The sequence below is a fragment of the Nonomuraea sp. NPDC004354 genome (genome assembly GCF_053602555.1).
This window is the reverse complement of sequence record NZ_JBSGDV010000003.1, coordinates 133,990-155,356: the sequence shown is the minus strand read 5'-3', so window position 1 is coordinate 155,356 and position 21,367 is coordinate 133,990. Positions and strand designations below refer to the sequence as shown.

Annotated in this window: 19 protein-coding genes; 10 read left to right on the top strand and 9 right to left on the bottom strand. The window is 71.5% G+C overall.

Annotated features, from left to right (window positions below; translation table 11 throughout):
* Positions 1-362: 362 nt before the first annotated feature.
* The 3 genes from ACWENQ_RS11445 to ACWENQ_RS11435 are packed head-to-tail and all read right to left on the bottom strand — an operon-like array spanning position 363 to position 3,647.
* Positions 363-1,943 carry an alpha/beta hydrolase gene (locus ACWENQ_RS11445; RefSeq protein ID WP_452413959.1) on the bottom strand — a complete coding sequence of 527 codons (1,581 nt, stop codon included), beginning with the start codon at positions 1,941-1,943 and terminating at the stop codon, positions 363-365.
* Positions 1,940-2,713 carry an ABC transporter permease gene (locus ACWENQ_RS11440; protein WP_452413957.1) on the bottom strand — a complete coding sequence of 258 codons (774 nt, stop codon included), beginning with the start codon at positions 2,711-2,713 and terminating at the stop codon, positions 1,940-1,942. Before ACWENQ_RS11440 ends, ACWENQ_RS11445 begins: the two co-directional genes overlap by 4 nt.
* 13 nt (positions 2,714-2,726) lie before the next feature.
* Positions 2,727-3,647, bottom strand: a complete 921-nt coding sequence (locus tag ACWENQ_RS11435) for an ABC transporter ATP-binding protein (RefSeq protein WP_452413956.1) — start codon at positions 3,645-3,647, stop codon at positions 2,727-2,729.
* A gap of 278 nt (positions 3,648-3,925) precedes the next feature.
* On the opposite strand from ACWENQ_RS11435, the gene ACWENQ_RS11430 reads away from it, so the two are divergent.
* Positions 3,926-5,002, top strand: coding sequence for a winged helix DNA-binding domain-containing protein (locus ACWENQ_RS11430; protein WP_452413954.1), 1,077 nt, complete (start codon positions 3,926-3,928; stop codon positions 5,000-5,002).
* 54 nt (positions 5,003-5,056) lie between these two features.
* Here the strand turns inward: ACWENQ_RS11430 and ACWENQ_RS11425 are convergent, their stop codons facing one another.
* Complete coding sequence (locus tag ACWENQ_RS11425) at positions 5,057-5,773, bottom strand: M50 family metallopeptidase (protein ID WP_449927306.1); 717 nt, start codon at positions 5,771-5,773, stop codon at positions 5,057-5,059.
* A 91-nt stretch (positions 5,774-5,864) separates the two neighbouring features.
* Between ACWENQ_RS11425 and ACWENQ_RS11420 the strand changes: the two genes are divergently transcribed.
* The 3 genes from ACWENQ_RS11420 to ACWENQ_RS11410 are packed head-to-tail and all read left to right on the top strand — an operon-like array spanning position 5,865 to position 8,360.
* Positions 5,865-6,767 carry an amidohydrolase family protein gene (locus ACWENQ_RS11420; RefSeq protein WP_452413952.1) on the top strand — a complete coding sequence of 301 codons (903 nt, stop codon included), beginning with the start codon at positions 5,865-5,867 and terminating at the stop codon, positions 6,765-6,767.
* Positions 6,768-6,781: 14 nt separating this feature from the next.
* A complete protein-coding gene (locus tag ACWENQ_RS11415) occupies positions 6,782-7,255 on the top strand; it encodes a nuclear transport factor 2 family protein (protein WP_449927312.1) in 474 nt (157 codons plus the stop codon).
* A 10-nt stretch (positions 7,256-7,265) separates the two neighbouring features.
* Positions 7,266-8,360 (top strand): magnesium and cobalt transport protein CorA, encoded by a 1,095-nt coding sequence (locus tag ACWENQ_RS11410; RefSeq protein WP_449927316.1) that lies wholly within the window; start codon positions 7,266-7,268, stop codon positions 8,358-8,360.
* A gap of 81 nt (positions 8,361-8,441) precedes the next feature.
* Here ACWENQ_RS11410 and ACWENQ_RS11405 read toward each other — a convergent pair whose 3' ends face one another.
* On the bottom strand, positions 8,442-10,661 hold the full coding sequence (locus tag ACWENQ_RS11405) for a thiamine pyrophosphate-dependent enzyme (RefSeq protein ID WP_449927319.1): 2,220 nt from the start codon (positions 10,659-10,661) through the stop codon (positions 8,442-8,444).
* Positions 10,662-10,849: 188 nt separating this feature from the next.
* On the opposite strand from ACWENQ_RS11405, the gene ACWENQ_RS11400 reads away from it, so the two are divergent.
* Positions 10,850-12,211 (top strand): hypothetical protein, encoded by a 1,362-nt coding sequence (locus tag ACWENQ_RS11400; protein ID WP_449927322.1) that lies wholly within the window; start codon positions 10,850-10,852, stop codon positions 12,209-12,211.
* Positions 12,212-12,288: 77 nt separating this feature from the next.
* On the opposite strand, the gene ACWENQ_RS11395 is transcribed toward ACWENQ_RS11400, so the two are convergent.
* From ACWENQ_RS11395 to ACWENQ_RS11380, 4 genes are all read right to left on the bottom strand, one after another.
* A complete protein-coding gene (locus ACWENQ_RS11395; RefSeq protein WP_354907354.1) occupies positions 12,289-13,164 on the bottom strand; it encodes an ABC transporter permease in 876 nt (291 codons plus the stop codon).
* Positions 13,161-14,126 carry an ATP-binding cassette domain-containing protein gene (locus ACWENQ_RS11390; RefSeq protein WP_354907352.1) on the bottom strand — a complete coding sequence of 322 codons (966 nt, stop codon included), beginning with the start codon at positions 14,124-14,126 and terminating at the stop codon, positions 13,161-13,163. Before ACWENQ_RS11390 ends, ACWENQ_RS11395 begins: the two co-directional genes overlap by 4 nt.
* Complete coding sequence (locus ACWENQ_RS11385) at positions 14,123-14,584, bottom strand: PadR family transcriptional regulator (protein WP_449927326.1); 462 nt, start codon at positions 14,582-14,584, stop codon at positions 14,123-14,125. The genes ACWENQ_RS11390 and ACWENQ_RS11385 overlap by 4 nt, the downstream gene beginning before the upstream one ends.
* Before the next feature lie 93 nt (positions 14,585-14,677).
* On the bottom strand, positions 14,678-15,247 hold the full coding sequence (locus ACWENQ_RS11380) for an SACE_7040 family transcriptional regulator (RefSeq protein WP_449927329.1): 570 nt from the start codon (positions 15,245-15,247) through the stop codon (positions 14,678-14,680).
* A 47-nt stretch (positions 15,248-15,294) separates the two neighbouring features.
* Between ACWENQ_RS11380 and ACWENQ_RS11375 the strand changes: the two genes are divergently transcribed.
* The 5 genes from ACWENQ_RS11375 to ACWENQ_RS11355 all read left to right on the top strand — a co-directional run bounded on the left by ACWENQ_RS11375 (position 15,295) and on the right by ACWENQ_RS11355 (position 21,365).
* Positions 15,295-16,815, top strand: a complete 1,521-nt coding sequence (locus ACWENQ_RS11375) for a carboxyl transferase domain-containing protein (RefSeq protein ID WP_354907350.1) — start codon at positions 15,295-15,297, stop codon at positions 16,813-16,815.
* 2 nt (positions 16,816-16,817) lie between these two features.
* Positions 16,818-18,797 (top strand): acetyl/propionyl/methylcrotonyl-CoA carboxylase subunit alpha, encoded by a 1,980-nt coding sequence (locus ACWENQ_RS11370; protein WP_452414517.1) that lies wholly within the window; start codon positions 16,818-16,820, stop codon positions 18,795-18,797.
* Between the two features lie 5 nt (positions 18,798-18,802).
* On the top strand, positions 18,803-19,708 hold the full coding sequence (locus ACWENQ_RS11365) for a hydroxymethylglutaryl-CoA lyase (protein WP_449927332.1): 906 nt from the start codon (positions 18,803-18,805) through the stop codon (positions 19,706-19,708).
* A 6-nt stretch (positions 19,709-19,714) separates the two neighbouring features.
* A complete protein-coding gene (locus ACWENQ_RS11360; RefSeq protein ID WP_449927335.1) occupies positions 19,715-20,851 on the top strand; it encodes an acyl-CoA dehydrogenase family protein in 1,137 nt (378 codons plus the stop codon).
* Positions 20,852-20,930: 79 nt separating this feature from the next.
* Positions 20,931-21,365, top strand: a complete 435-nt coding sequence (locus ACWENQ_RS11355; protein ID WP_354907346.1) for a GNAT family N-acetyltransferase — start codon at positions 20,931-20,933, stop codon at positions 21,363-21,365.
* The last annotated feature ends 2 nt before the right edge of the window (positions 21,366-21,367 follow it).

Below are 21,367 nucleotides of genomic sequence, written 5' to 3'. Positions count from 1 at the left end.
GGTTCCCGCCGACACTTCGCGCGCGGACGCGTCGTGGCGGCAGGCGGTCCGGCGGCCGGGCACGCCGCGGAGAGGGAAGGGTCCTCAGGCCCGCGCAGGCCCGAGGAGCCCGAAGACCCTCCCGCGACAGATCCCGCCGCGACAGGTCCGGCCGCGGCAGGTCCCGCGACAGACCGTCCCGTGACAGGTCCCGCCACGGCAGGTCCCGCAGTCATGGACTCTGCCGTGGCGGACCCTGACGTCACGGACCCTGACGGCACGGGCCGCGCCGCGACCTCCGCGAACCGGTGTCACGTGCAGCGCTTGCCGTCCGCCACGTTTCCTGACGGCACGGGCCCTGCCGCGACCTCCGCGAACCCGTGTCACGTGCAGCGCTTGCCGTCCGCGGGCGGGCGGCCGTCGACGAGGTAGGCGTCGACAGCGTCGTTGACGCACGCGCTGCCGTCCTTGCCGTAGGCGCCGTGGCCGTCGCCGTCGTAGGTGAGCAGCACTCCCGAGGAAAGCTGACCGGCCAGCCCCCGCGCCCACCGGTACGGCGTGGCCGGATCCCTGATCACGCCCACCACCAGGATCGGCGCCGCCCCCCGCGCGGCGATCGCATGCGGTTTCCCGACCGCCTTGACCGGCCAGTACGCGCACTGCAGACCGGACCACGCCTTCTGCTCCCCGAAGATGGGCGCCACCTTCCTGATCGCCGGCAGCACCGCCTCCACCTGCGCGGTCGTCGCCAGGCCGGGCGGGCCGTCCAGGCAGAAGTTCGCCGTGGAGGCCTCCACGAGGTTGTTCTCGCCGGCCTCCCCGGACCCGCCCAGGTCGAGCAGAGCCGTGCCGTCGCCGCCGAGGGCGTCCGCGAAGGCGGCCCGCATCGCGGGCCAGGACTTCTTGCTGTACAGGGCCATGCCGATGATGGCGACGGCCGTCCGCCTGTCGAGCCGGTCCGCGCCGGCTCCCGGCAGCGGGGTGCGTTCGAGGCGGTCGAGCAGCGCGACCAGGTTCCGCTTGGCCGCCTTCGGCTCGGTGCCGAACGGGCAGTCGGCGCGTCCGGCGCAGTCGGTGACGAAGGAGTCCAGGGCCAGCTCGTGGCCCATCGCCTGGGTGAGGGGCGCGCCCGAGGGCCACGCACGAGGGTCGACGGCACTGTCCAGGACCAGCCGGCCGGTCCTGGACGGGAACAGGTCGGCGTAGACGGCACCGAGCAGGGTGCCGTAGGAGTAGCCCAGATAGTGCAGCCTGGTGTCGCCGAGCACGCCGCGCAGGATGTCCATGTCCCTGGCGACCTCGACGGTGGAGACGTGGCCCAGGAGCCTGCCGGAACCCGCCCGGCACCTGGCCGCGAACTCCTTGAAGGCCGTCACGTAGTCGCTCGCCGTGGGCTCGGCGGCGATCCGCGGGTTGCGCACGACCGGCGTGGCCATCGTGCCCGCCGTCTGCGCGGGGCAGCTGATCGCCGCGCTTGCGCCGACGCCGCGCGGGTCGAAGCCGACGACGTCGAACCGGGCGCGCAGCCGATCGGTGAGGACCGAGCCGGACTCCTGCGCGAAGGCCAGCCCGGAGGCGCCGGGACCGCCCGGGTTGAGCAGCAGCGAGCCGATCCGCCGGTGCTGGTCGGCGGCCCGCCTGCGGTTGACGGCCACGGTGATGGTGTCCCCGCCGGGATCGGCGTAGTCGAGCGGCACCCTGATGCGGCCGCACTCGAAGCCGTCCTCGCACGCCTTCCAGGAGATCCGCTGCTCGTAGAACGGGCGCAACGCCCCGGCGTCGGCGGGGACGGACGGCGGTCTGGCGTCGGTCTGCCCGCCGGCGGCGCAACCGGCGGCGAGCAGACCCAGCAGCACGCCCCCTGCACCGAGCAGGCGCAGGACGCGCGGGCCCAGCGGCACGCCCCCGGCGCCGGGCAGGCGCAGGACGCGCGGGCGCAAGGTCGCCGAGGGCGCCCTCGTCATGCGTCCCGCCGGTGCGTCAGGTGGACCGCGAGGACGAACACCGCGGCGGCCCACGCGCAGCACAACCCGAACCGCAGCCACGGAAGCTCGGCGGTCATGTTGACGATCGCCGATCCGGCGGGGAAGGGCAGGAACTGGACCGCCGTCTCGCCGACGATCGGGGCCAGGCTGACGAACGCCGGCAGCAGGTAGGCCAGGCCGATGCCGGCGAGCACGCCGACCGCGGCATGGCGCACGATCGCGCCGACGGCCATCCCGAACAGGGCCAGCACGGCCAGGTAGGGGGCGAACCCGAACAGCGCCCGCAGCATCTCGGGTTCCAGGCCGCCGAGCGTCTCGCCCGTGGCGTACTGGATCGCGAACGAGGCCCACACCACGACCTGGGAAGCCACCGCGACCACGGCGGTGAGCACCAGCGCCTTGGCCAGCAGAAGCCGTCCCCACCGGGGGACGCTCATCAGCGAGACGCGGATGGTCCCCGTGCGGTACTCGCTGGTGGCCATGAGGACGCCCAGCACCAGGATCACCAGTTCGGCGAACCCCATCCCCAGCTGGACCATGCTCACCGTCTCGCCCATGGTGACCGTCTCGGGGCCGTGCGGCGAGAGGGCGCCCGCCACGGCGACGATGACGCTGGTGCCGACGGCGAGCAGCGCGAAGACCGCGAGACACCAGCGGAAGGACCGGACGGAGCGGAACTTGGTCCACTCGGCCCGGACGATGGTGCGGAACCGGGGCTTCACCGGCGCCGGGAGTGTCAGTGTCGTCATGTCGTCCTGCTCCTCACGCCCGGGCCGGGGCCGGGCTCGCCTGGTAGTCGAGGCTCTGCCGGGTCAGCTTCATGAACACCGACTCCAGCGACTCCGTCCGGGTCCAGAGCTCGTGCAGCGCCGCCCCTGCCGCCAGGGCGAGGTCGCCGACGCGGGTCGAGGAGAGGCCGGTCACGGTGAGCGAGCCGTCCGGCTCCACGCTCACCCGCGCCCCCGCCTCCACCAGCACAGGGCCGAGCATCGACGCGTGCGGGGAGCGCAGGCGCACCGCCTCCAGCGAGTTGCCGGCGACGAAGTCCTTCATGGACGCGTCGGCGATGAGCCGTCCCCTGCCGATGACGACGACGTGATCGACCGTGTCCTGCATCTCGTTCATGAGGTGGCTGGAGACGAAGACGACCCGGCCCTGCGCGGCGAAGGACCGGATGAGCGTGCGGACCCACAGGATCCCCTCGGGGTCCAGGCCGTTCATCGGCTCGTCGAGCACCAGGACGCCGGGGTTGCCGAGCAGCGCGCCGGCGATGCCCAGGCGCTGCTTCATCCCGAGGGAGAAGCCGCCGACCCGCTTGCCGGCCACGCCTGACAGCCCCACCAGGCCGAGGACCTCGTCGACCCGGGAGCGGGGGAGGCCGTTGGTCTGCGCCATCCACAGCAGGTGGTTTGCCGCCGAACGGCCGGGATGGACGGCCTCGGCGTCCAGGAGTGCGCCGATCTCGCGCAGCGGGTGGCGCAGCTTGCGGTACGGCCGGCCGTTCACCGTGGCCCATCCGCTGGTCGGGCGGGCCAGGCCCATGATCATGCGCATGGTCGTCGACTTGCCCGAGCCGTTGGGCCCGAGAAAGCCGGTGACCTTTCCCGGCTCGACGGCGATGGACAGGTCGTCCACCGCCACGGTCGCGCGGAACCGTTTGGTGAGCCGCTGTGTCTGTATCATCTGATCTCTCCGAGGTGTGGCGCCGGTTGCCCGCGTGAGGCTCAGGACGCCGGGGTCTTCCGTGAAGGCGGCCGTGGTGATGCACCGCCGACCCCCAAGGGGGGCGTATATCGGACATAAAGTGACAAATCACACTTTCGGATTGGTTGCGTTTCACTTGACGTGACCGCCCACCCGCCGGCGGCTACCGGATGGCGCCAGGCCCGGTACCAGGGGGACATAGGCGTATGTCGCGGCGACGCGCGGCTTTGTCGGTGCCCGCCTCTAAGCTCTCGCCCGTGCCCGACGACCTGCGCAGCGCCCGCCTGTCCGCCCAGTTGCTGCACCGCCCGCCCGGCCTCGGCGCCGGTGAGATGGTCGGCCACCTGCTCGCCGTCCAGGCGCAGGACGTCCCCTCGGCGTTGCTGGCCTTCCGCGTCCGATCCGCCACGGTCACCGTCGAGGAGGTCGTGGCCGCCTGGCAGGCGCGCGAGATCGTCAGGGTGTGGGGGCCGCGCGGCACTCTCCACTTCGTCCACCGCGACGACCTGCCGTGGCTGCTGGCCCTGACCCGCAACGACACCGGCACCCTGCGCAGGCTGGCCCAGGAGGGGGTGGCGGGCGACGACCTGCTCGCCCTGATCGACCGCGCCCTCGCGGGGCAGGGCCCGCTCACCAAGGCCGAGCTCGAGGACAGGCTCGCCGGCCGGGCCACCGGGCAGGGCGTCGTCCACCTGGTGGCGCTGGCCGCCTTCCACGGCCTGGCCGTCCTCGGGCCGCTCCGCCGTGGCAAACCCACCTACGTGCACACGGCCGACTGGTTCGGCGCGCCCCTCGCCTTCGAGCCCGACCGCGACACGGCGCTGGCCGAGCTGGCCCGGCGCTACCTGCGCGCGCACGCCCCCGCCACGCCCGACGACCTCGCCGCCTGGTCGGGCCTGCCACTCGGGACGGCCCGCGCCGCCTTCGGCCTGGTCGCCGCCTCCCTCGAGGACGCCCCGCGCGGTGGCGCCCGCCTGCGGACGGTCCCCGCCGCCGCCCGTCCAGGCTCAGCGCCCTGCCCCGCCTGCCCGCGCCCAGGGCCGGGCGGGCAGGAGGGCGCCCCTGCGGTACGGCTGGCGCCCGCCTTCGACGAGTACCTCCTCGGCTGGGCCGACCGCACGCTGATCCTGGACGAGCGGCACCGGCGCGCGGTGTTCCCCGGGGGTGGCATCCTGCGCCCGGTCATGCTGGCCGACGGCGTCATCGAGGGCACCTGGTCGCGCAAGGGCGAGCAAGTCACGCTCGCCCCCTTCGAGCAGCCGGAGGCGGCGGCCCGGTGGGCGGCGGAGGCGGCCGACGTCCGGGCCTTCCTCAGCGGCTCACCGCGCCCCTGACGGGCGGCGGCTTCGACCAGGCGAGCAGCGGTCAGCCGCTGTGGGGCCTCTCGGTCACCACCAGGCGAGCTCGGTGACGGGGATCATGAGCCACGCCCCGCCCGCCACGGAGGCGGCGCCCACCAGCAGGAAGAACAGCACGTAGAAGCCGCCGGGCAGGAACGTCAGCCGGGCCAGCTGGTCGGCGTCGGAGTCGGGCGCCTGCCCTCTGCGCCGCTTGTGCTGCAGCTCGAGGATCGGCCGGACCCCGCCGAACAGCAGGAACCACACCGCGACGTGCGCCACGACCATCTGGATGTCGTCCGGCGCGTACATCGACAGGGCGAACACCGCGCCGCCGGTGACCAGCAGGATCAGCGCGCCGTACAGGTTGCGGATCAGCAGCAGCATGCAGACGAGGAAGCCGAGCACGCTCCACACCAGCAGCGTGACCCGGCCCTCGGCGGTCAGCCACGCGCCGGCCAGGCCCAGCAGGGAGGGGGCGAGGTAGCCCGCGAGCGCGGTGAAGATCATGCCGGGGCCCGTCGGCCTGCCCCGGGTGAGGGTGACGCCCGAGGTGTCGGAGTGCAGGCGGATGCCCTGGAGCCGGCGGCGGCTCAGCAACGCCACCAGCGCGTGGCCGCCCTCGTGGGCGATCGTGACGAGGCCGCGTGAAAGGTGCCACGAGGGGCGGTAGGCGACGATCGCGAAGGCGGCCAGGGCCGAGAGCGCCACGACCCACAGCTCGGGTGGCGGCTGTGCCTCGACCAGGTGGGCCCATAGCTTGTCCATCAAGCCAGACCCTATCCGGTCGGCCCTCTTCCTGTTGATCGGATGCTCGCTCGACCTGACAGGGCCGTCCGTCCGGCGAAGGGGGGCGGAGATGACCAGGGGTAAGGTCGCCGATGTGGCGATAGAAGAAGATTCTGCCGTTCCGGCCTGGTGGCAGGCGCTCGGCCTGCCCGGTCTCATCGACCTGCACGTCCACTTCCTGCCCGAGCGGATGGAGCGCCGCGTCTGGCATCACTTCGACCACGGCGGCCCCCTCATGGGCGACGGCTGGCAGATCCGCTACCGGCAGCCGGTCGGCGAGCGCGTGGACCTGCTGACCGCGATGGGGGTGCGGGCCTTCCCCGCCCTCGCCTACGCGCACCGGCCCGCCATGGCCGCCGACCTCAACGCCTGGACACTGGACTTCGCCCGCAAGGTCCCCGAGTGCCTGCCGTCGGCCACCTTCTTCCCCGAGCCCGGCGTCCTGGGCTACGTCCGGCAGGCGCTCGACGACGGCGCCGCGATCTTCAAGATCCATCTCCAGGTGGGCGCCTTCGACCCTCGCATGCCCGAACTGGACCCCGTCTGGGGACTGCTGGCCGAGGCCGGCGTCCCCGTCGTCGTGCACGCCAGCTCCGTGCCCGTCGCCGGCGGCTGCGTCGGCGTCGAGCCCGTCGCCGGCGTGCTGCGCCGCCACCCGCGCCTGCGCATGGTCATCGCCCATCTCGGCATGCCCGAGTACGAGGACTTCTTCGCGCTGGCCGAACGCCACGAGCGCGTCGCGCTCGACACCACCATGGCGTTCACGGACTTCGCCGCCCGGCTGGCGCCGTTCCCCGACGCGCTCCGGCCGCGCCTGCGTGAACTGGGTCTTGCGGGGAAGGTGCTGCTCGGCAGCGATTTCCCCACCATTCCGTACGCCTACGCCCACCAGCTCGACGGCCTGGACAGACTCGGTCTGGGCGATGACTGGCTGCGCGCGGTCTGCTGGGAGAATGCGAAACGCATGATCTAAACAGAGGGGACATCATGGACGATCGGCACGTGGCCTTGCTCACCACGTTCTTCGCGGCGCTCAGCAAGGGCGACACCGGCACCATGGAGCGCTGCTACCACCCCGACGTCAGTTTCGGCGACCCCCTCTTCCAGGAGCTGCAGGGCCGCGACCGGGTGATGGCCAGGTGGCGGCTGCTGCTTGCCACGGGAAGCGGCATGGTGGTCACCTACCGCGACCTCGCCGCCTCCTCCTCCGCGGGTAGCGCCCACTGGATCGCCCGCTATACCTTGACCACCACGGGCCGCGAGGTCGTCAACGAGGTGAAGGCCTTCTTCCGCTTCGAGGACGGCCTGATCGTCCGCCACCATGACGACTTCGACTTCCGCCACTGGTCCAAGATGGCGCTCGGCAGGCCGGCGGGGCCGCTGCTCGGCTGGACGCCCGTGTTCCGCAAGACCATCCGCGATCACGCCCACCAGGCTCTCAACGAGTTCCAGCTGTCCTAGGAGGTCCGGTATGGCACGGATGAGGAGCTTCCTGCGCAGCGGTGTCCGCGAGCCCGCCCCCGAGCACTCGATGGACCCGCGCTCCGGCGAGGCTTCGCCGTACCGGCCGACTGTGATCGACAACGCCCTTTACCTCGACGGGCACCGCATCGGCACCCCCGCCTCGCTCGCCGACGCCTTCGACAGCCTGAAGAAGACCCCCGGCAGCATGGCGTGGATCGGCCTCTACCGGCCGAAGGACTGGGAGCTGGCCAAGCTCGCCGAGGAGTTCGGCCTGCACGAGCTGGCCCTCGAGGACGCCATCGTCGGCCATCAGCGTCCGAAGGCCGACCGCTACGGCGAGATGCTGTTCGTGGTGCTGCGCGCCGCCACCTACCTCGACGACGTCGAGGAGGTCGCCTTCGGCGAGGTGCACGTCTTCGTCGGCAGCAACTTCGTGATCACCGTACGGCACGCCGAGTCGCCCGACCTGGCCGCCGTGCGCCGCCGCATGGAGTCCGACCCCGAGCTGCTGCGCCAGGGCCCCCAGGCGGTGCTCTACGCGATCCTCGACGCCGTGGTCGACGGCTGCGCCCCCGTCGTGGCCGGGCTGCAGAAGGACATCGAGGAGATCGAGGTGCAGGTCTTCGGCGGCGACCCCTCGGTCTCCCGCCGGGTCTACGAGCTGTCCGGCGAGGTCATCGAGTTCCAGCGGGCGACCAGGCCGCTGCTGCCCATGATCGACGGGTTCATCGCGGGGGCGCCGAAGTACGGGGTCAACGAGGAACTGCAGAGCTACCTGCGCGACGTGGCCGACCACGCGATCACCGTCTCGGAGCGGGTGGCCGGATTCCGCCAGCTCCTGCAGAACATCCTGGTGATCAACTCGACGCTGGTGGCGCAGGAGCAGACCAGGGCGAGCTACGCGCAGAGCGAGGAGGTCAAGAAGATCTCCGCGTGGGCGGCCATCCTGTTCGCGCCGACCCTGGTCGGCACGATCTACGGCATGAACTTCGACCACATGCCGGAGACGCACTGGGCGGTCGGCTATCCGTTCGCGCTGGTGCTGATGGCGGCGGTGTGCCTGGTCCTCTACCTGGTCTTCAAACGCCGCGACTGGCTGTGACCGGCGAGCCTCACCCTGTCGGCATGCCGCGGAGCCCGGGGGTACGGCCCGCGCGGGCCGCCTGCCGTACCCCCGGCACGCTCAGCTGAGCAGCTTCCTGGCCGCCTGCTCGATCTCCACCTCCGACAGCAGCACGTGGTTGGCGGCCTCGCCCAGCGGGATGAAGCTGTCGGCCGAGGTCACCCGGGCGATCTGGCCGGTGAATCCCGCGTCGAGCATCTCGGTGACGATGCCCTCGGAGACGCCGCCGGTGCGCCTGCACTCGTCGGCGATCAGCACCTTGCCGGTCAGCTCCGCCGCCCGCATCAGGTCCTCGACGGGCAGCGGCGCCAGCCAGCGCAGGTCGAGCACCCGGCAGCTCACGCCGTCCTGGGTGAGCCTGACCGCGGCCCGCAGGCTCATCCGCACGCCGTTGCCGTACGTCACGATCGTCAGGTCGCGGCCGTCGCCGTAGCCGCGCGCCCGCCCGATCGGCACGTGCGTCTCGGCCCACCGGGACGGCGGCGCGTACGGCGCGAGCCACCCGTTGTCGCCCTCGTCGAACAGGTCGCGCGTGTTGTACAGCGCGATCGGCTCCAGGAACACGCACACCGAGCCCTCGGTGCGCGCGGCGGCCAGGCAGGTGCGCAGCATCGCCGAGGCGTCGTCCGGCCTGGACGGCGAGGCGATGACCACCCCGGGGATGTCGCGCAGCGCCGCGATGGAGTTGTCGTTGTGGAAGTGGCCGCCGAACCCCTTCTGGTAGGCGTATCCGGCCACCCGCACCACCATCGGGTTGCGGTAGGCGCCGCGGGAGAAGAACGACAGCGTCGCCGCCTCGCCGCGGATCTGGTCGAGGGCGTTGTGCAGGTAGGCGAGGTACTGGATCTCGGGCACCGGCAGCAGCTTCGACACGCCCGAGCCGAGCGCGAGGCCGAGGATGGCCTGCTCGTCCAGCAGCGTGTCGAAGACCCTGGCGGCGCCGAAGCGCTTCTGCAGGCCGCGCGTCACGCCGTAGACGCCGCCCTTCTTGGCGACGTCCTCGCCGAAGACCATCATCTCGGGATAGACGGCCAGCGCGTCGGCCAGCGTGCGGTTGATCGCCTGGGACAGCGTGAGCGGCTTGTCCTTCTCCGGAAGCTGGCCGGCGAAGGCCTTCTCCCTGACCGAGGGCTCGGCGGCGACCGGGCTGATCTTGGCGATCAGCTCGGACCGGCGGGGTGCCAGCGGTTCGACGATCTGGCGGGCGGAGGTGAGCTTGGCGGTGCGGGTGGTCTCCAGCGCCGTCCGCAGCACGTGCTCGCGCTCGGACTCGTAGCGCTTGATCAGCTCCTCGGGCGTGGCCAGCCCCGCCTCGACCAGCAGCGCCGCGGTGCGCAGCAGCGGGTCGCGCTCGTGGTCGGCGCGGATCTCGCGCTGGGTCCGGTAGGAGGACTCCACGTCGGAACCGGCGTGGCCCATCAGCCGCACGGTGCTCAGGTGCAGGAAGGCGGGCGAGCGGGTCGAGCGGACGTGGTCGGCCGCGCGGACGGCCGCGTCGTAGGTCTCGGCCAGGTCGCAGCCGTCGGCCTGGAAGTACTCGATGCCGGGACGGCGGGCGGCCGTCTCCACCCATCCCCTGGGTGTGCGGACCGAGATGCCCAGGCCGTTGTCCTCGCAGACGAACAGGATCGGCAGCGGCTGGCCCTGGTAGGTGGCGTAGGCGGCGGTGTTGAACCCCGACAGCGCGCTGGCGTGGTTGGTGGAGGCGTCGCCGAAGCTGCAGATCGTGATCGCGTCGGCGGGCCAGGCCGTCTCGAGGCCGATCGCCTTGGCCCGCTCGATGGCCAGCGCGACGCCGACCGAGCGCGGCAGATGGCTGGCGATGGTGGAGGTCTGCGGGATGACCGCGAGGTCGGGGTGGCCGAAGACCTTGTGCCGGCCGCCGGCGATGGGCTCCTCGGCCGAGGCGGTCAGCCCCAGCAGCACGTCGCGCAGCCCCTGCTCGGGCAGGCGTCCCGCCATGACCGACCGGGTCAGGTAGAAGGCGCCGGAGCGGTAGTGGAGCAGGGCGGGGTCGGTGGTCCTGACGGCCGCGGCCACGGCGGCGTTGCCCTCGTGCCCGGCCGATCCGATGGTGTAGAAGCCCTCGTTCTGCGCCCGCAACCATCTGGCCGCCACGTCGAGGAGCCTGCTGCCCAGCTGCCGGTCGAACAGCTCACGGCAGCGTTGGCCGGTCAGGGTGGTGCCGTCTCTGACGGGTTGGGCCGGATCTCGGCGAGCGCCCGCCTTGAGCGTCGCAACCGCTTCGGTGAAATGAGTCTCAACAGTGTCGCGCGCCACAAGCCCGATTATGTCCCGCGCATGGGGTCTTCGTCTGCCCGAACGCGAGGACCAGGTTCTTGTCTGACTGATCTGAATGACAGTTTGTCAACATCTCAAACGCTTTGCCTGTCCAAAACGTCTACTTTACGTACGACGTGGCACCCTCATGCCGCGTTCAACCACGGGTAAAGGAATGGAGTGCCCGAATGTTGCAACGCTTCCGAGCGGCCGCCGTGGCGCTGGCGGTGGGAGCAGGGGCCCTGGCCCTGACGTCCCCCGCGACCGCGGCGGCGGCACCGAGCATCTCGAAGGTGGACGTCTCGCCTTCACCCGTCGTCGTGACCGGGGACCAGCAGGTCACCGCGACGTTCTCGTTCACCACCAAGGGCGCGGGCAAGGCCGAGCTGCAGCTCAAGCCCCCTGGCGACGTGAGCGTCGGCTCACCGGTCGACCTGACCGCCTCGCCGCACGGCGAGTGGACCAGGTGGACGGGCAAGAAGACCTTCGACGCCAAGAGCGAGGGCCGGTGGAGCTTCCTGGCGATCGCCCACGACGGGCAGGGCGGGGAGAAGTCCACTGACGGCACGTTCGGCGTCGAGGTCAGAAAGACGGCCTCGGACACCAGGCTCGTCGACTTCGGCGCGCACCCCGACCTGGTCGCCAAGGGCGAGCGCATCTCCGTCTCCGGCCGGCTGCAGGTCGAGCGCGGCGGCTGGCAGGGTTACGGCGGGCAGCGCGTCACCATCACCTTCCGCGAGAAGGGCACCGACGCCTACCGGCACGTCACCACGGTCGACACCGGTCGCGGCGGCTGGTTCGCCACCAAGGTGACGGCCGAGGCCACCGGCTGGTGGCGGGCCGAGTTCGGCGGCCACGCGAGCGCCAAGAGCTCGGTCAGCGACACCGACAGGGTCGACGTCAGGGCCGGCTCCCGCGACAGCAGGATCGTCGGCTTCGACGCCCGCCCCGAGCCGGTCGACAAGGGCGACAGGCTCGTCTTCACCGGAGCCCTGCAGGCCGAGGGGTCGCGCGGCTGGTACGGGCTGCCCGGCCAGCACGTGGTCATCCTGTTCAAGGCCGACGGCTCCAGGCGCTGGGAGCGGGTGACCGCTGACCGGACCGGCCGCGACGGCCGCTTCTGGGCCGACGCCACCGCGCAGGCCTCCGGCTGGTGGCGCGCGGTGTACGAGGGCACGCGGGGCGTGGACGGCTCCAGCAGCGCCGGCGACTGGGTGAGGGTGGCCGAGCCGCCCCCGCCGGCGAAGGACAGGAGCAAGCTGGTCGCGTTCAACGCCTACCCCGAGCCGGTCACGTACGGCAAGTACCTGCGGTTCAGGGGCGCGCTCCTGGTCGACGGCGGTGGCTACGAGGCCAAGGTCGCGCTGTACTTCCTGCCCAAGGGCTCGAGCAAGTGGCAGTACGTCAAGACCACCCGCTCGACCGGCAGCGGGAAGCTGTACACCAAGGTGAAGGCCTACAGGTCGGGCTACTGGAAGTTCGTCTTCAGCGGCGACTCCGACACCTACGGCTCGCAGAGCGGTAGGGACTACGTCCGCGTCAAGAGGTAGGCGACGGCGGAACGGGGCCCGGTCTCCTGACCGGGCCCCGTTCCATGCCGTGGTCCCGCCGGCCGGCGGGAGGCCGGCTACTCGGCCTTCCTGAACTGGGCGACCGCCAGCCCGAGCAGAGTGAGGCCGATCAGCGCGATCAGGCCCAGCTCCACGGGCACCGGCACCTGCCAGTCGAACCACCGCACGCCGGGGTTGAGCACCGCCTGCGCCTGCGCGGGCACGGACAGGTGGGAGAAGACCGCCTGCCGCATCGGGTCGACCGCGTAGGTGAGCGGGTTGACGGTGGTCAGCACGTGCAGCCACGACGGCAGGTTCGCCAGCGGGAACATCGCGCCCGACAGGAACATCATCGGCATGATCGCCATCTGCATCAGCCCGAAGAACGTCTGCATGTTGCGCATGCGGGCCGCCAGCGTCACCCCGAAGGCGGTGATGGTGAACGCGGCGAGGAACATCTCCGCCAGCAGCGTCACCATGAGCCCCGGCGAGTACGGCACGCCCACCAGGCCGGCCATCGCCAGGATGACGACGCCCTGACCGACGGCCACCACCGCGCCGCCCAGGCACTTGCCCACGACGATCGAGCCGCGCGAGACCGGGGCCACCAGCATCTCCCTGAGGAAGCCGAACTCCCTGTCCCACACGATCGACCCGGCGGAGAACATCGCGGTCATGATGACCGTCATCGAGATCATGCCGGGGTACATGAACGTGCGGTAGTCGACGCCGGGGATCGAGCCGCGCACCAGCGTGCCGAGGCCGGTGCCCATCACGAACAGCCACAGCACCGGCTGGATGAGCATCGACAGCATGCGGGTGCGGTCGTTGACGAAGCGCAGCATCTCGCGGTGCAGCACCACCTTGATCGCGCGCAGGTCGTGCGCCAGGCCGCGCGCGGGCATCCGCACGCTCACCACGTCGTCGCGGGTGGAGGGGTCGGTCGTCGTCATCGTCTCACCATCGCCTTCATCCACTCGTTGCCGGTGCCGGACTCGGCGTCCCTGATCGTCGAGCCGGTGTAGGACATGAACACGTCGTCGAGCGAGGGCCGCGACACGCTCACCGCCCTGATCGGCAGGCCGAGCTCGGCGAACAGCCGCGGCACGAACTCCTCGCCGGAGGCCACCGCGAACGTCACCGCGCCCTCGTGGACGGCCGCCTCGATGCCGAACCTCTCGCTGAGCGCGGTGATCGCCGTGTCGTCGTCGCCGGTGTGGATCTGCACCCTGTCCTTGCCGACACTGGCCTTCAGCGCCTCGGGGGAGTCGATGACGACGATCTCACCGTGGTCGATGATGGCGATCCGGTCGCAGTACTCGGCCTCGTCCATGTAGTGCGTCGTCATGAAGATCGTGATGTCCTCCCTGTGACGCAGCTTGTTGATGTAGCCCCAGATGGCGGCCCGGGTCTGCGGGTCGAGGCCGACGGTCGGCTCGTCGAGGAAGAGCACGCGCGGCGAGTGCAGCAGGCCGCGGGCGATCTCCAGCCGGCGCTTCATGCCGCCGGAGAAGGTCATCACCTTGGCGTCCTTGCGGTCCCACAGCGCCACCATCTCCATGACCTGCTGGATGCGCCCGGCCACCAGCGGCTTGGGCACGCCGTACAGCTCGGCGTGGAAGCGGAGGTTCTGCTCGGCGGTCAGGTAGCCGTCCAGGGTGGGGTCCTGGAAGACCAGGCCGATGTTCTGGCGGACCTGGTCGCGCTCGCGCACCACGTCGTGGCCCGCCACCGTGGCGCTGCCGCCTGTCGGATTGACCAGCGTGCACAGCATGCTGATCGTGGTGGTCTTGCCGGCGCCGTTGGGGCCGAGGAAGCCGAACACCTCCCCGGACCGCACCTCGAAGTCGATGCCCTTGACGGCCTCGACCTTGCCGTAGGTCTTGGTCAGGTCTTTCACCGTGACCGCGCTCATTCGCCCTCCGCCAGAATCTTGAAGATCGACTTGCGGGTCTGCCGGAGCAACTGCGAGGCCGCGGCGACCTGGCGGTCGTCGGCGGTCTGCGCCAGGTGCCCGAACGCCTCGCTGACCTGCGCCCACAGCAGCCGCAGCTGTTGCCGGTCCTCGGGCACGGAGCCCGCCACCTGCTCCCACGGCGCGAGCGTCGCCTCCCGCTCGCGCAGATGCCTGCGCCCCTGCTCGGTGAGCCGGTAGGTACGGCTGCCGCCCGCGTCCTCGCCGGCCAGCAGCCCCTCGTCCTCCAGTTGCTGGAGCGCGGGGTAGACCGAGCCGGGGCTCGGCCGCCACACGCCCCTGCTGCGCTGCTCGATGTCCTGGATCATCTGGTAGCCGTTCTTGGGCTCCTCGCCCAGCAGGCTGAGCAGGGCGGCGCGCACGTCGCCCTTGCGCACCCTCGGTGCGAAATCCGGCATGGTCGCACTCCAACTATCGAGATACCTAAACGATATATCTAGATATTTGGCGCAACAAGCGGTTTTCTAGAAAGGGAAGAGTGTTAATGTCCGCTAACCAAGGGTGTCGAAGGCGGCCAGCGCCATCCCGCGCAGCAGCGCGCGCATCGCCTCGGCGGGTAGCTCGCCGGCGCTGTGCGGCGTCGAGTTGAGCAAGCCGAACACGGCGTGGGTCGCCGCCCGCAGCCGCGGGGGCGGGCAGGCGGGGTGCAGCTCGGCCAGCACGGTCACCCACTCCTCGACGTAGAGCCGCTGCAGCCGCCTGATCTGGCGCCGGTGCGGTTCGGGCACGTTGCCCAGCTCCCTGTCGTGCACCGTGATGAGCGCGGGCTGTTCGAGCGCGAACGTGATCTGCACGTCCAGCAGCGCCTCGAGGGCGGTTCGCGGGTCGTGGGCGGTGGTGACCACGGCGGTCGCCGCCTCGCGCAGGCGCGTGCTGACGCCGGTGAGCATCTCCACCAGCAGCGCCTCCTTCCCGCTGAAGTGGCGGTAGAGCGCGGGACCCGACACGCCGACCGCGCCGCCGAGCTCCTCGATGGACACGCCGTGGTAGCCGCGGGCGGCGAACAGGGTCGCGGCGGCCTCCAGGATCTCGCCGCGGCGATTGCGGGTAGGAGTGCTCACATCTCACATTCTAGACACAGACGTTAATGATGATTAACCTACGTGGCATGTTCAAGCGCAACGCCGAGGTCAACGAGCGGCTGGCGGCCGAGCTGCGCGAGCGCCTGGCCGAGGCCGCGAAAGGCGGGCCCGAGCGGTCGAGGCAGCGCCACGTCGAGCGCGGCAAGCTGCTGCCACGCGACCGGGTCGACGGGCTGCTCGACCCCGGATCCCGCTTCCTGGAGCTGTCGCCGCTGGCCGCCAACGGCCTCTACGACGACCAGGCGCCCGCCGCGGGGATCATCACCGGCGTGGGCAGGGTGTCGGGACGCGAGTGCGTGATCGTGGCCAACGACGCCACCGTCAAGGGCGGCACGTACTACCCGATGACCGTCAAGAAGCACCTGCGCGCCCAGGAGGTGGCGCTGCAGAACCACCTGCCCTGCCTCTACCTGGTCGACTCCGGCGGCGCGTTCCTGCCCAGGCAGGACGAGGTCTTCCCCGACCGCGAGCACTTCGGGCGCATCTTCTACAACCAGGCCACCATGTCCGCGCGCGGCATCCCGCAGATCGCCGCCGTCCTCGGCTCCTGCACGGCGGGCGGCGCCTACGTGCCCGCCATGAGCGACGAGGCGGTCATCGTGCGCAACCAGGGCACGATCTTCCTCGGCGGGCCCCCGCTGGTGAAGGCCGCCACCGGCGAGGAGGTCACCGCGGAGGAACTGGGCGGCGGCGACCTGCACGCGCGCGTCAGCGGCGTCACCGACCACCTGGCCGAGGACGACGCCCACGCGCTGGCGATCGTCCGCGACATCGTCGCCACGCTCGCGCCCAAGGCCGCCCCGCCGTGGGAGCGCCGGGCGGCCGAGGAGCCGCACCTCGACCCGCAGGAGCTGTACGGCATCGTGCCCCCCGACACCCGCACGCCGTACGACGTGCGCGAGGTGGTGCGCAGGATCGTCGACGGCTCGCGCTTCCTGGAGTTCAAGGCCGAGTACGGCACGACACTGGTCACCGGCTTCGCCCACATCCACGGCCACCCCGTCGGGATCATCGCCAACAACGGCATCCTGTTCGCCGAGTCGGCGCTGAAGGGCGCCCACTTCATCGAGCTGTGCGACCGGCGGCGCGTCCCGCTGGTCTTCCTGCAGAACATCAGCGGCTTCATGGTCGGCAAGGCCTACGAGGCCGGCGGCATCGCCAAGCACGGCGCCAAGATGGTCACCGCGGTGGCCTGCGCCCGCGTGCCCAAGTTCACGGTGGTGATCGGCGGCTCGTTCGGCGCGGGCAACTACGCGATGGCGGGCAGGGCCTACTCGCCGCGCTTCCTGTGGATGTGGCCCAACGCCCGCATCTCGGTCATGGGCGGCGAGCAGGCCGCCAACGTGCTGACCACCGTCGGCACCGCGGACGCCGACGCCATCAGGGCCCAGTACGAGCACCAGGGCAACCCCTACTACTCCACGGCCAGGCTGTGGGACGACGGCGTGATCGACCCGATCGACACCCGTACCGTCCTGGGGCTGGGCCTGTCCGCGGCGGCCAACGCGCCGCTCGAACCCGTCGGCTACGGCGTCTTCCGGATGTGATGATGTTCAGCACCGTACTGATCGCCAACCGGGGCGAGATCGCCGTCCGGGTCATCAGGACGCTCCGCGCCATGGGGGTCACCTCCGTGGCGGTCTACACCGAGTCCGACGCGTCGGCGCTCCACGTGCGCATGGCCGACCAAGCCCTCCAGATCCCGAAATATCTGGACATAGAGGCGTTGGTGGCGGCGGCCAGGGCCACCGGCGCGCAGGCCGTCCACCCCGGCTACGGCTTCCTCGCCGAGAACGCCGCCTTCGCCCGCAGGTGCGCGGCCGAGGGTCTGGTCTTCATCGGGCCGCCCGCCGAGGCGATCGAGGCCATGGGCGACAAGATCCGCGCCAAGCGGACGGTGGCGGCGGCCGGGGTGCCGGTCGTGCCCGGCGGCACCGGCGCCGACCTCGAGACGTGGAGCGCCTTCCCCGCGCTGATCAAGCCGTCCGCGGGCGGCGGCGGCAAGGGCATGGTGCTGGTGCGCTCGGCGGCCGAGCTGCCCGACGCGCTCGCCTCGGCCCGCCGTACGGCCGAGGCCGCCTTCGGCGACGGCACCCTGCTGATCGAGCGCTACATCGAAAACCCCCGGCACATCGAGATCCAGGTGCTCGCCGACGCCCACGGCGGCACCGTCCACCTGGGCGAGCGCGAGTGCAGCCTGCAGCGCAGGCACCAGAAGATCATCGAGGAGGCGCCCTCGCCCTTCGTCACCGAGGCGATGCGCGAGGGCATGGGGGCGGCGGCCGTCGAGGCGGCCCGCGCGGTCGGCTACACCGGCGCGGGCACCGTCGAGTTCATCGTCGACGGCGTCTCCGGCGACTACCACTTCATGGAGATGAACACCCGCCTGCAGGTCGAGCACCCCGTCACCGAGCTGGTCACCGGCCTGGACCTGGTGGAGCTGCAGGTGCGGGTGGCCGCGGGCGAGCCGCTGCCGTTCGGCCAGGAGTCGGTACGGCTGCGCGGCCACGCCGTGGAGGCGCGCGTCTACGCCGAGGACCCCGCCCGCGGCTTCCTGCCGACCGGCGGCAGGGTCCTGGCGCTGCGCGAGCCCTCGACCGCGAGGGTCGACTCCAGCCTGGCCGAAGGCGTGGTCGTCGGCAGCGACTTCGACCCCATGCTGTCGAAGGTGGTCGCCTGGGGCGAGGACCGCAGGGCCGCCCTGCGGTCGCTGGACAGGACGCTGGCCGAGACGTGCGTGCTGGGCGTGACGACCAACATCCCCTTCCTGCGGGCGCTGGCCGCCCACCCCGACGTCGTGGCGGGAAGGCTGGACACCGGCCTGGTCGAAAGGGTGCTGCCCGAGCTGGCGCTGAGCGCGGCCGTGCCCGCCGACGCGCTGGCGGCCGCCGCGCTCGCCTTCCATACCACGCCGCCCGCCACCGACCCGTGGGAGATCGCCGACGGCTGGCGGATCGGCGATCCTGCCTGGACGACCTGGCGGCTGGAGTCGCGCGACGGGGTTCACCAGGTGGAGGTCCGCGGCCTGCCCGCCTCCGGCGCCGAGGTGCGCCTGCCGGACACCGGCGCCGGAGCGCGCCTCTCGGGCACCGGCGCCGAGGCGCTCCTTCCGGGTGACGGCGTCGTTGCCGCCAGGGCGGTGACCGAGGGCGGGGAGCTGGCCGTCACGCTCGGCGGCCGCGTCCTCCGGTTCGTCATGGTCCGCGACGGCGACACCCTCTGGCTCGGGCGCGACGGCGCGGCCTGGACACTCACCAGGCACCGCATCGGCGACCCCGGCGACCGGCCGGGCGGCGCGGGCGGCGGCGACGGGGTCGTCCGCAGCCCGATGCCGGGCACCGTCCTGCTGGTCAAGGTGGCGCCGGGCGAGCAGGTGAGCGAGGGACAGCCGCTGGTCGTCGTCGAGGCCATGAAGATGGAGCACACCGTCACCGCCCCTGTCCAGGGCACCGTCACCGAGCTGCCGGTCAGGGCGGGCCAGCCCGTCGACATGGACGCGGTGCTGGCCGTCGTCTCTTCCGAGGAGTGAGCCGCATGCCGTATCGGCTGGACGGCCTGCCCGAGCGGGTCACCGTCTACGAGGTCGGGCCGCGCGACGGCCTGCAGAACGAGAAGGCCGTCATCCCCGTCGAGGTGAAGGCCGCCTTCATCGACAGGCTGGCCGACGCCGGCCACACCGTGATCGAGGCGACCAGCTTCGTCCACCCCAGGTGGGTGCCGCAGCTGGCCGACTCCGGCGAGCTGCTGGCCACGCTGCGGCGGCGGCCGGGCATCCGCTACCCGGTGCTGGTCCCCAACGAGCGCGGCCTCGACCGGGCGCTGGAGTGCGGCGTCGACGAGGTGGCCGTCTTCGCCAGCGCCACCGAGACCTTCGCCAACAAGAACCTCAACCGCGGCCTGGACAGCCAGTTCGAGATGTTCGAGCCGGTTGTCGCCCGCGCCCTGGAGGCGGGGGTCAAGGTGCGCGCCTACGTCTCCATGGTCTTCGGCGACCCGTGGGAGGGGCCGACGCCGATCGAGCAGGTCGTGCGCGTCGGCACCAGGCTGCTCGACCTCGGCTGCCACGAGCTGTCCCTCGGCGACACCATCGGCGTGGGCACCCCCGGCCACGCCACCGCGCTCATCGAGGCCTTCCCCTCGCCAGAACGGCTCGCCGTCCACTTCCACGACACCTACGGCCAGGCACTGGCCAACACGCTCGCCGCGCTCAGGGCCGGCGTCACCGTCGTCGACGCCTCCACCGGAGGTATCGGCGGCTGCCCCTACGCCGAGTCCGCCACCGGCAACCTCGCCACCGAGGACCTGGTGTGGATGCTCAACGGGCTCGGCGTCGACACGGGACTCGACCTCGGCAAGCTCGTCGCCACCAGCGTCTGGCTCGCCGAACGGCTCGGCCGTCCCAGTCCGTCCCGGGTCGTCCAGGCCCTCTCGAAAGGCTGAAGAACCATGCTCACCGACGAGTACGAAGAGCTGCGCAAGACCGTCGAGGCCTTCGCGCGCGACGTGGTCGCCCCCGTGATCGGCGACTTCTACGAGCGCGAGGAGTTCCCCTACGACATCGTCCGCCAGATGGGCGCCATGGGCCTGTTCGGCCTGCCCATCCCTGAGGAGCACGGCGGCATGGGCGGCGACTACTTCGCGCTGTGCCTGGCCCTGGAGGAGCTCGCCCGGGTCGACTCCAGCGTCGCCATCACACTGGAGGCCGCCGTCTCCCTCGGCGCCATGCCCATCTACCGCTTCGGCACGGCCGAGCAGAAGGCCCGGTGGCTGCCCGAGCTGACCTCGGGACGCGTGCTGGGCGCCTTCGGCCTGACCGAGCCGGGCGGCGGCAGCGACGTACCCGGCGGCATGCGGACCACGGCCGTGCTCGACGGCGACGAATGGGTGATCAACGGCACCAAGGCGTTCATCACCAACTCCGGCACCGACATCACCGGCGTCGTGGCCGTCGCCGCGCTGACCGGCGAGCGGGAGATCTCCACGATCCTGGTGCCGTCCGGCACCCCCGGGTTCACCGTCTCGAAGAAGTACTCCAAGGTCGGATGGAACGCCTCCGACACCCGCGAGCTGTCCTTCGCCGACTGCCGCGTGCCCGCCGCCAACCTGCTCGGCCAGCGGGGCAGGGGCTACGCGCAGTTCCTGCAGACCCTCGACGAGGGGCGCGTCGCCATCGCCGCGCTCAGCGTCGGCCTCGCGCAGGGCTGCGTGGACGAGTCGCTGCGCTACGTCCGCGACCGGCGCGCCTTCGGCCACCCGATCGGCCACTACCAGGCCATCCAGTTCAAGGTCGCCGACATGGAGGCACGCGCCCACACCGCCAGGCTGGCCTACTACCACGCCGCGTCGCTCATGGAGGCGGGCAGGCCGTTCAAGAAGGAGGCGGCCATCGCCAAGCTGGTCTCCTCCAACGCGGCCATGGACAACGCCCGCGACGCGACCCAGATCTTCGGCGGCTACGGCTTCATGAACGAGTTCCCCGTGGGCCGCTTCTACCGCGACGCGAAGATCCTGGAGATCGGCGAGGGCACCAGCGAGGTGCAGCGCATGCTGATCGCCAGGCAGCTCGGCATGGCGGATCTCTGAGGTCCGATAAAGGACATATGCTCGTGTTCCCGGAGTTCCGGATTGGACGACCCAGCGGGAACGATCTATGGTCCACCTCATGACCTCAGACGATCTGCACATACGGAGGGCGGAGCCGAGCGACGCTGACGAGATCTTCGCGCTGGCCCGCGAGTTCGGGCTGACCTTCAGGCCCGAACGCGCGGCCTTCGACAAGGCCTTCCCGCAACTGCTCGCCAACCAGGACGCGCTGGTGCTCACCGCCGTCGTCGAGGGCCGCGTCCACGGCTACCTGCTCGGCTTCGTGCACCTCACCCTGTTCGCCAACGGGCCGGTCGCCTGGGTCGAGGAGGCGATGGTGCAGACCGGATTCCGACGGCAGGGCATCGGGCGCGGCCTGCTGGAGGAGTTCGAGGTCTGGGCGCGCGAGCGCGAGGCGGGCTACGTCGCGCTCGCCACCCGCCGCGCCCCCGAGTTCTACCGGGCGCTGGGGTACGAGCAGTCGGCCAGCTTCTACCGCAAGGTGCTGCGCTGAGT

Bases quoted from the DNA above. Each gene is read 5' to 3' on its own strand.
- ACWENQ_RS11445 (WP_452413959.1), bottom strand. From the start codon at position 1,943: ATGACGAGGGCGCCCTCGGCGACCTTGCGCCCGCGCGTCCTGCGCCTG.
- ACWENQ_RS11440 (WP_452413957.1), bottom strand. From the start codon at position 2,713: ATGACGACACTGACACTCCCGGCGCCGGTGAAGCCCCGGTTCCGCACC.
- ACWENQ_RS11435 (WP_452413956.1), bottom strand. From the start codon at position 3,647: ATGATACAGACACAGCGGCTCACCAAACGGTTCCGCGCGACCGTGGCG.
- ACWENQ_RS11425 (WP_449927306.1), bottom strand. From the start codon at position 5,773: ATGGACAAGCTATGGGCCCACCTGGTCGAGGCACAGCCGCCACCCGAG.
- ACWENQ_RS11420 (WP_452413952.1), top strand. From the start codon at position 5,865: ATGACCAGGGGTAAGGTCGCCGATGTGGCGATAGAAGAAGATTCTGCC.
- ACWENQ_RS11415 (WP_449927312.1), top strand. From the start codon at position 6,782: ATGGACGATCGGCACGTGGCCTTGCTCACCACGTTCTTCGCGGCGCTC.
- ACWENQ_RS11410 (WP_449927316.1), top strand. From the start codon at position 7,266: ATGGCACGGATGAGGAGCTTCCTGCGCAGCGGTGTCCGCGAGCCCGCC.
- ACWENQ_RS11400 (WP_449927322.1), top strand. From the start codon at position 10,850: ATGTTGCAACGCTTCCGAGCGGCCGCCGTGGCGCTGGCGGTGGGAGCA.
- ACWENQ_RS11395 (WP_354907354.1), bottom strand. From the start codon at position 13,164: ATGACGACGACCGACCCCTCCACCCGCGACGACGTGGTGAGCGTGCGG.
- ACWENQ_RS11390 (WP_354907352.1), bottom strand. From the start codon at position 14,126: ATGAGCGCGGTCACGGTGAAAGACCTGACCAAGACCTACGGCAAGGTC.
- ACWENQ_RS11385 (WP_449927326.1), bottom strand. From the start codon at position 14,584: ATGCCGGATTTCGCACCGAGGGTGCGCAAGGGCGACGTGCGCGCCGCC.
- ACWENQ_RS11375 (WP_354907350.1), top strand. From the start codon at position 15,295: ATGTTCAAGCGCAACGCCGAGGTCAACGAGCGGCTGGCGGCCGAGCTG.
- ACWENQ_RS11370 (WP_452414517.1), top strand. From the start codon at position 16,818: ATGTTCAGCACCGTACTGATCGCCAACCGGGGCGAGATCGCCGTCCGG.
- ACWENQ_RS11365 (WP_449927332.1), top strand. From the start codon at position 18,803: ATGCCGTATCGGCTGGACGGCCTGCCCGAGCGGGTCACCGTCTACGAG.
- ACWENQ_RS11360 (WP_449927335.1), top strand. From the start codon at position 19,715: ATGCTCACCGACGAGTACGAAGAGCTGCGCAAGACCGTCGAGGCCTTC.
- ACWENQ_RS11355 (WP_354907346.1), top strand. From the start codon at position 20,931: ATGACCTCAGACGATCTGCACATACGGAGGGCGGAGCCGAGCGACGCT.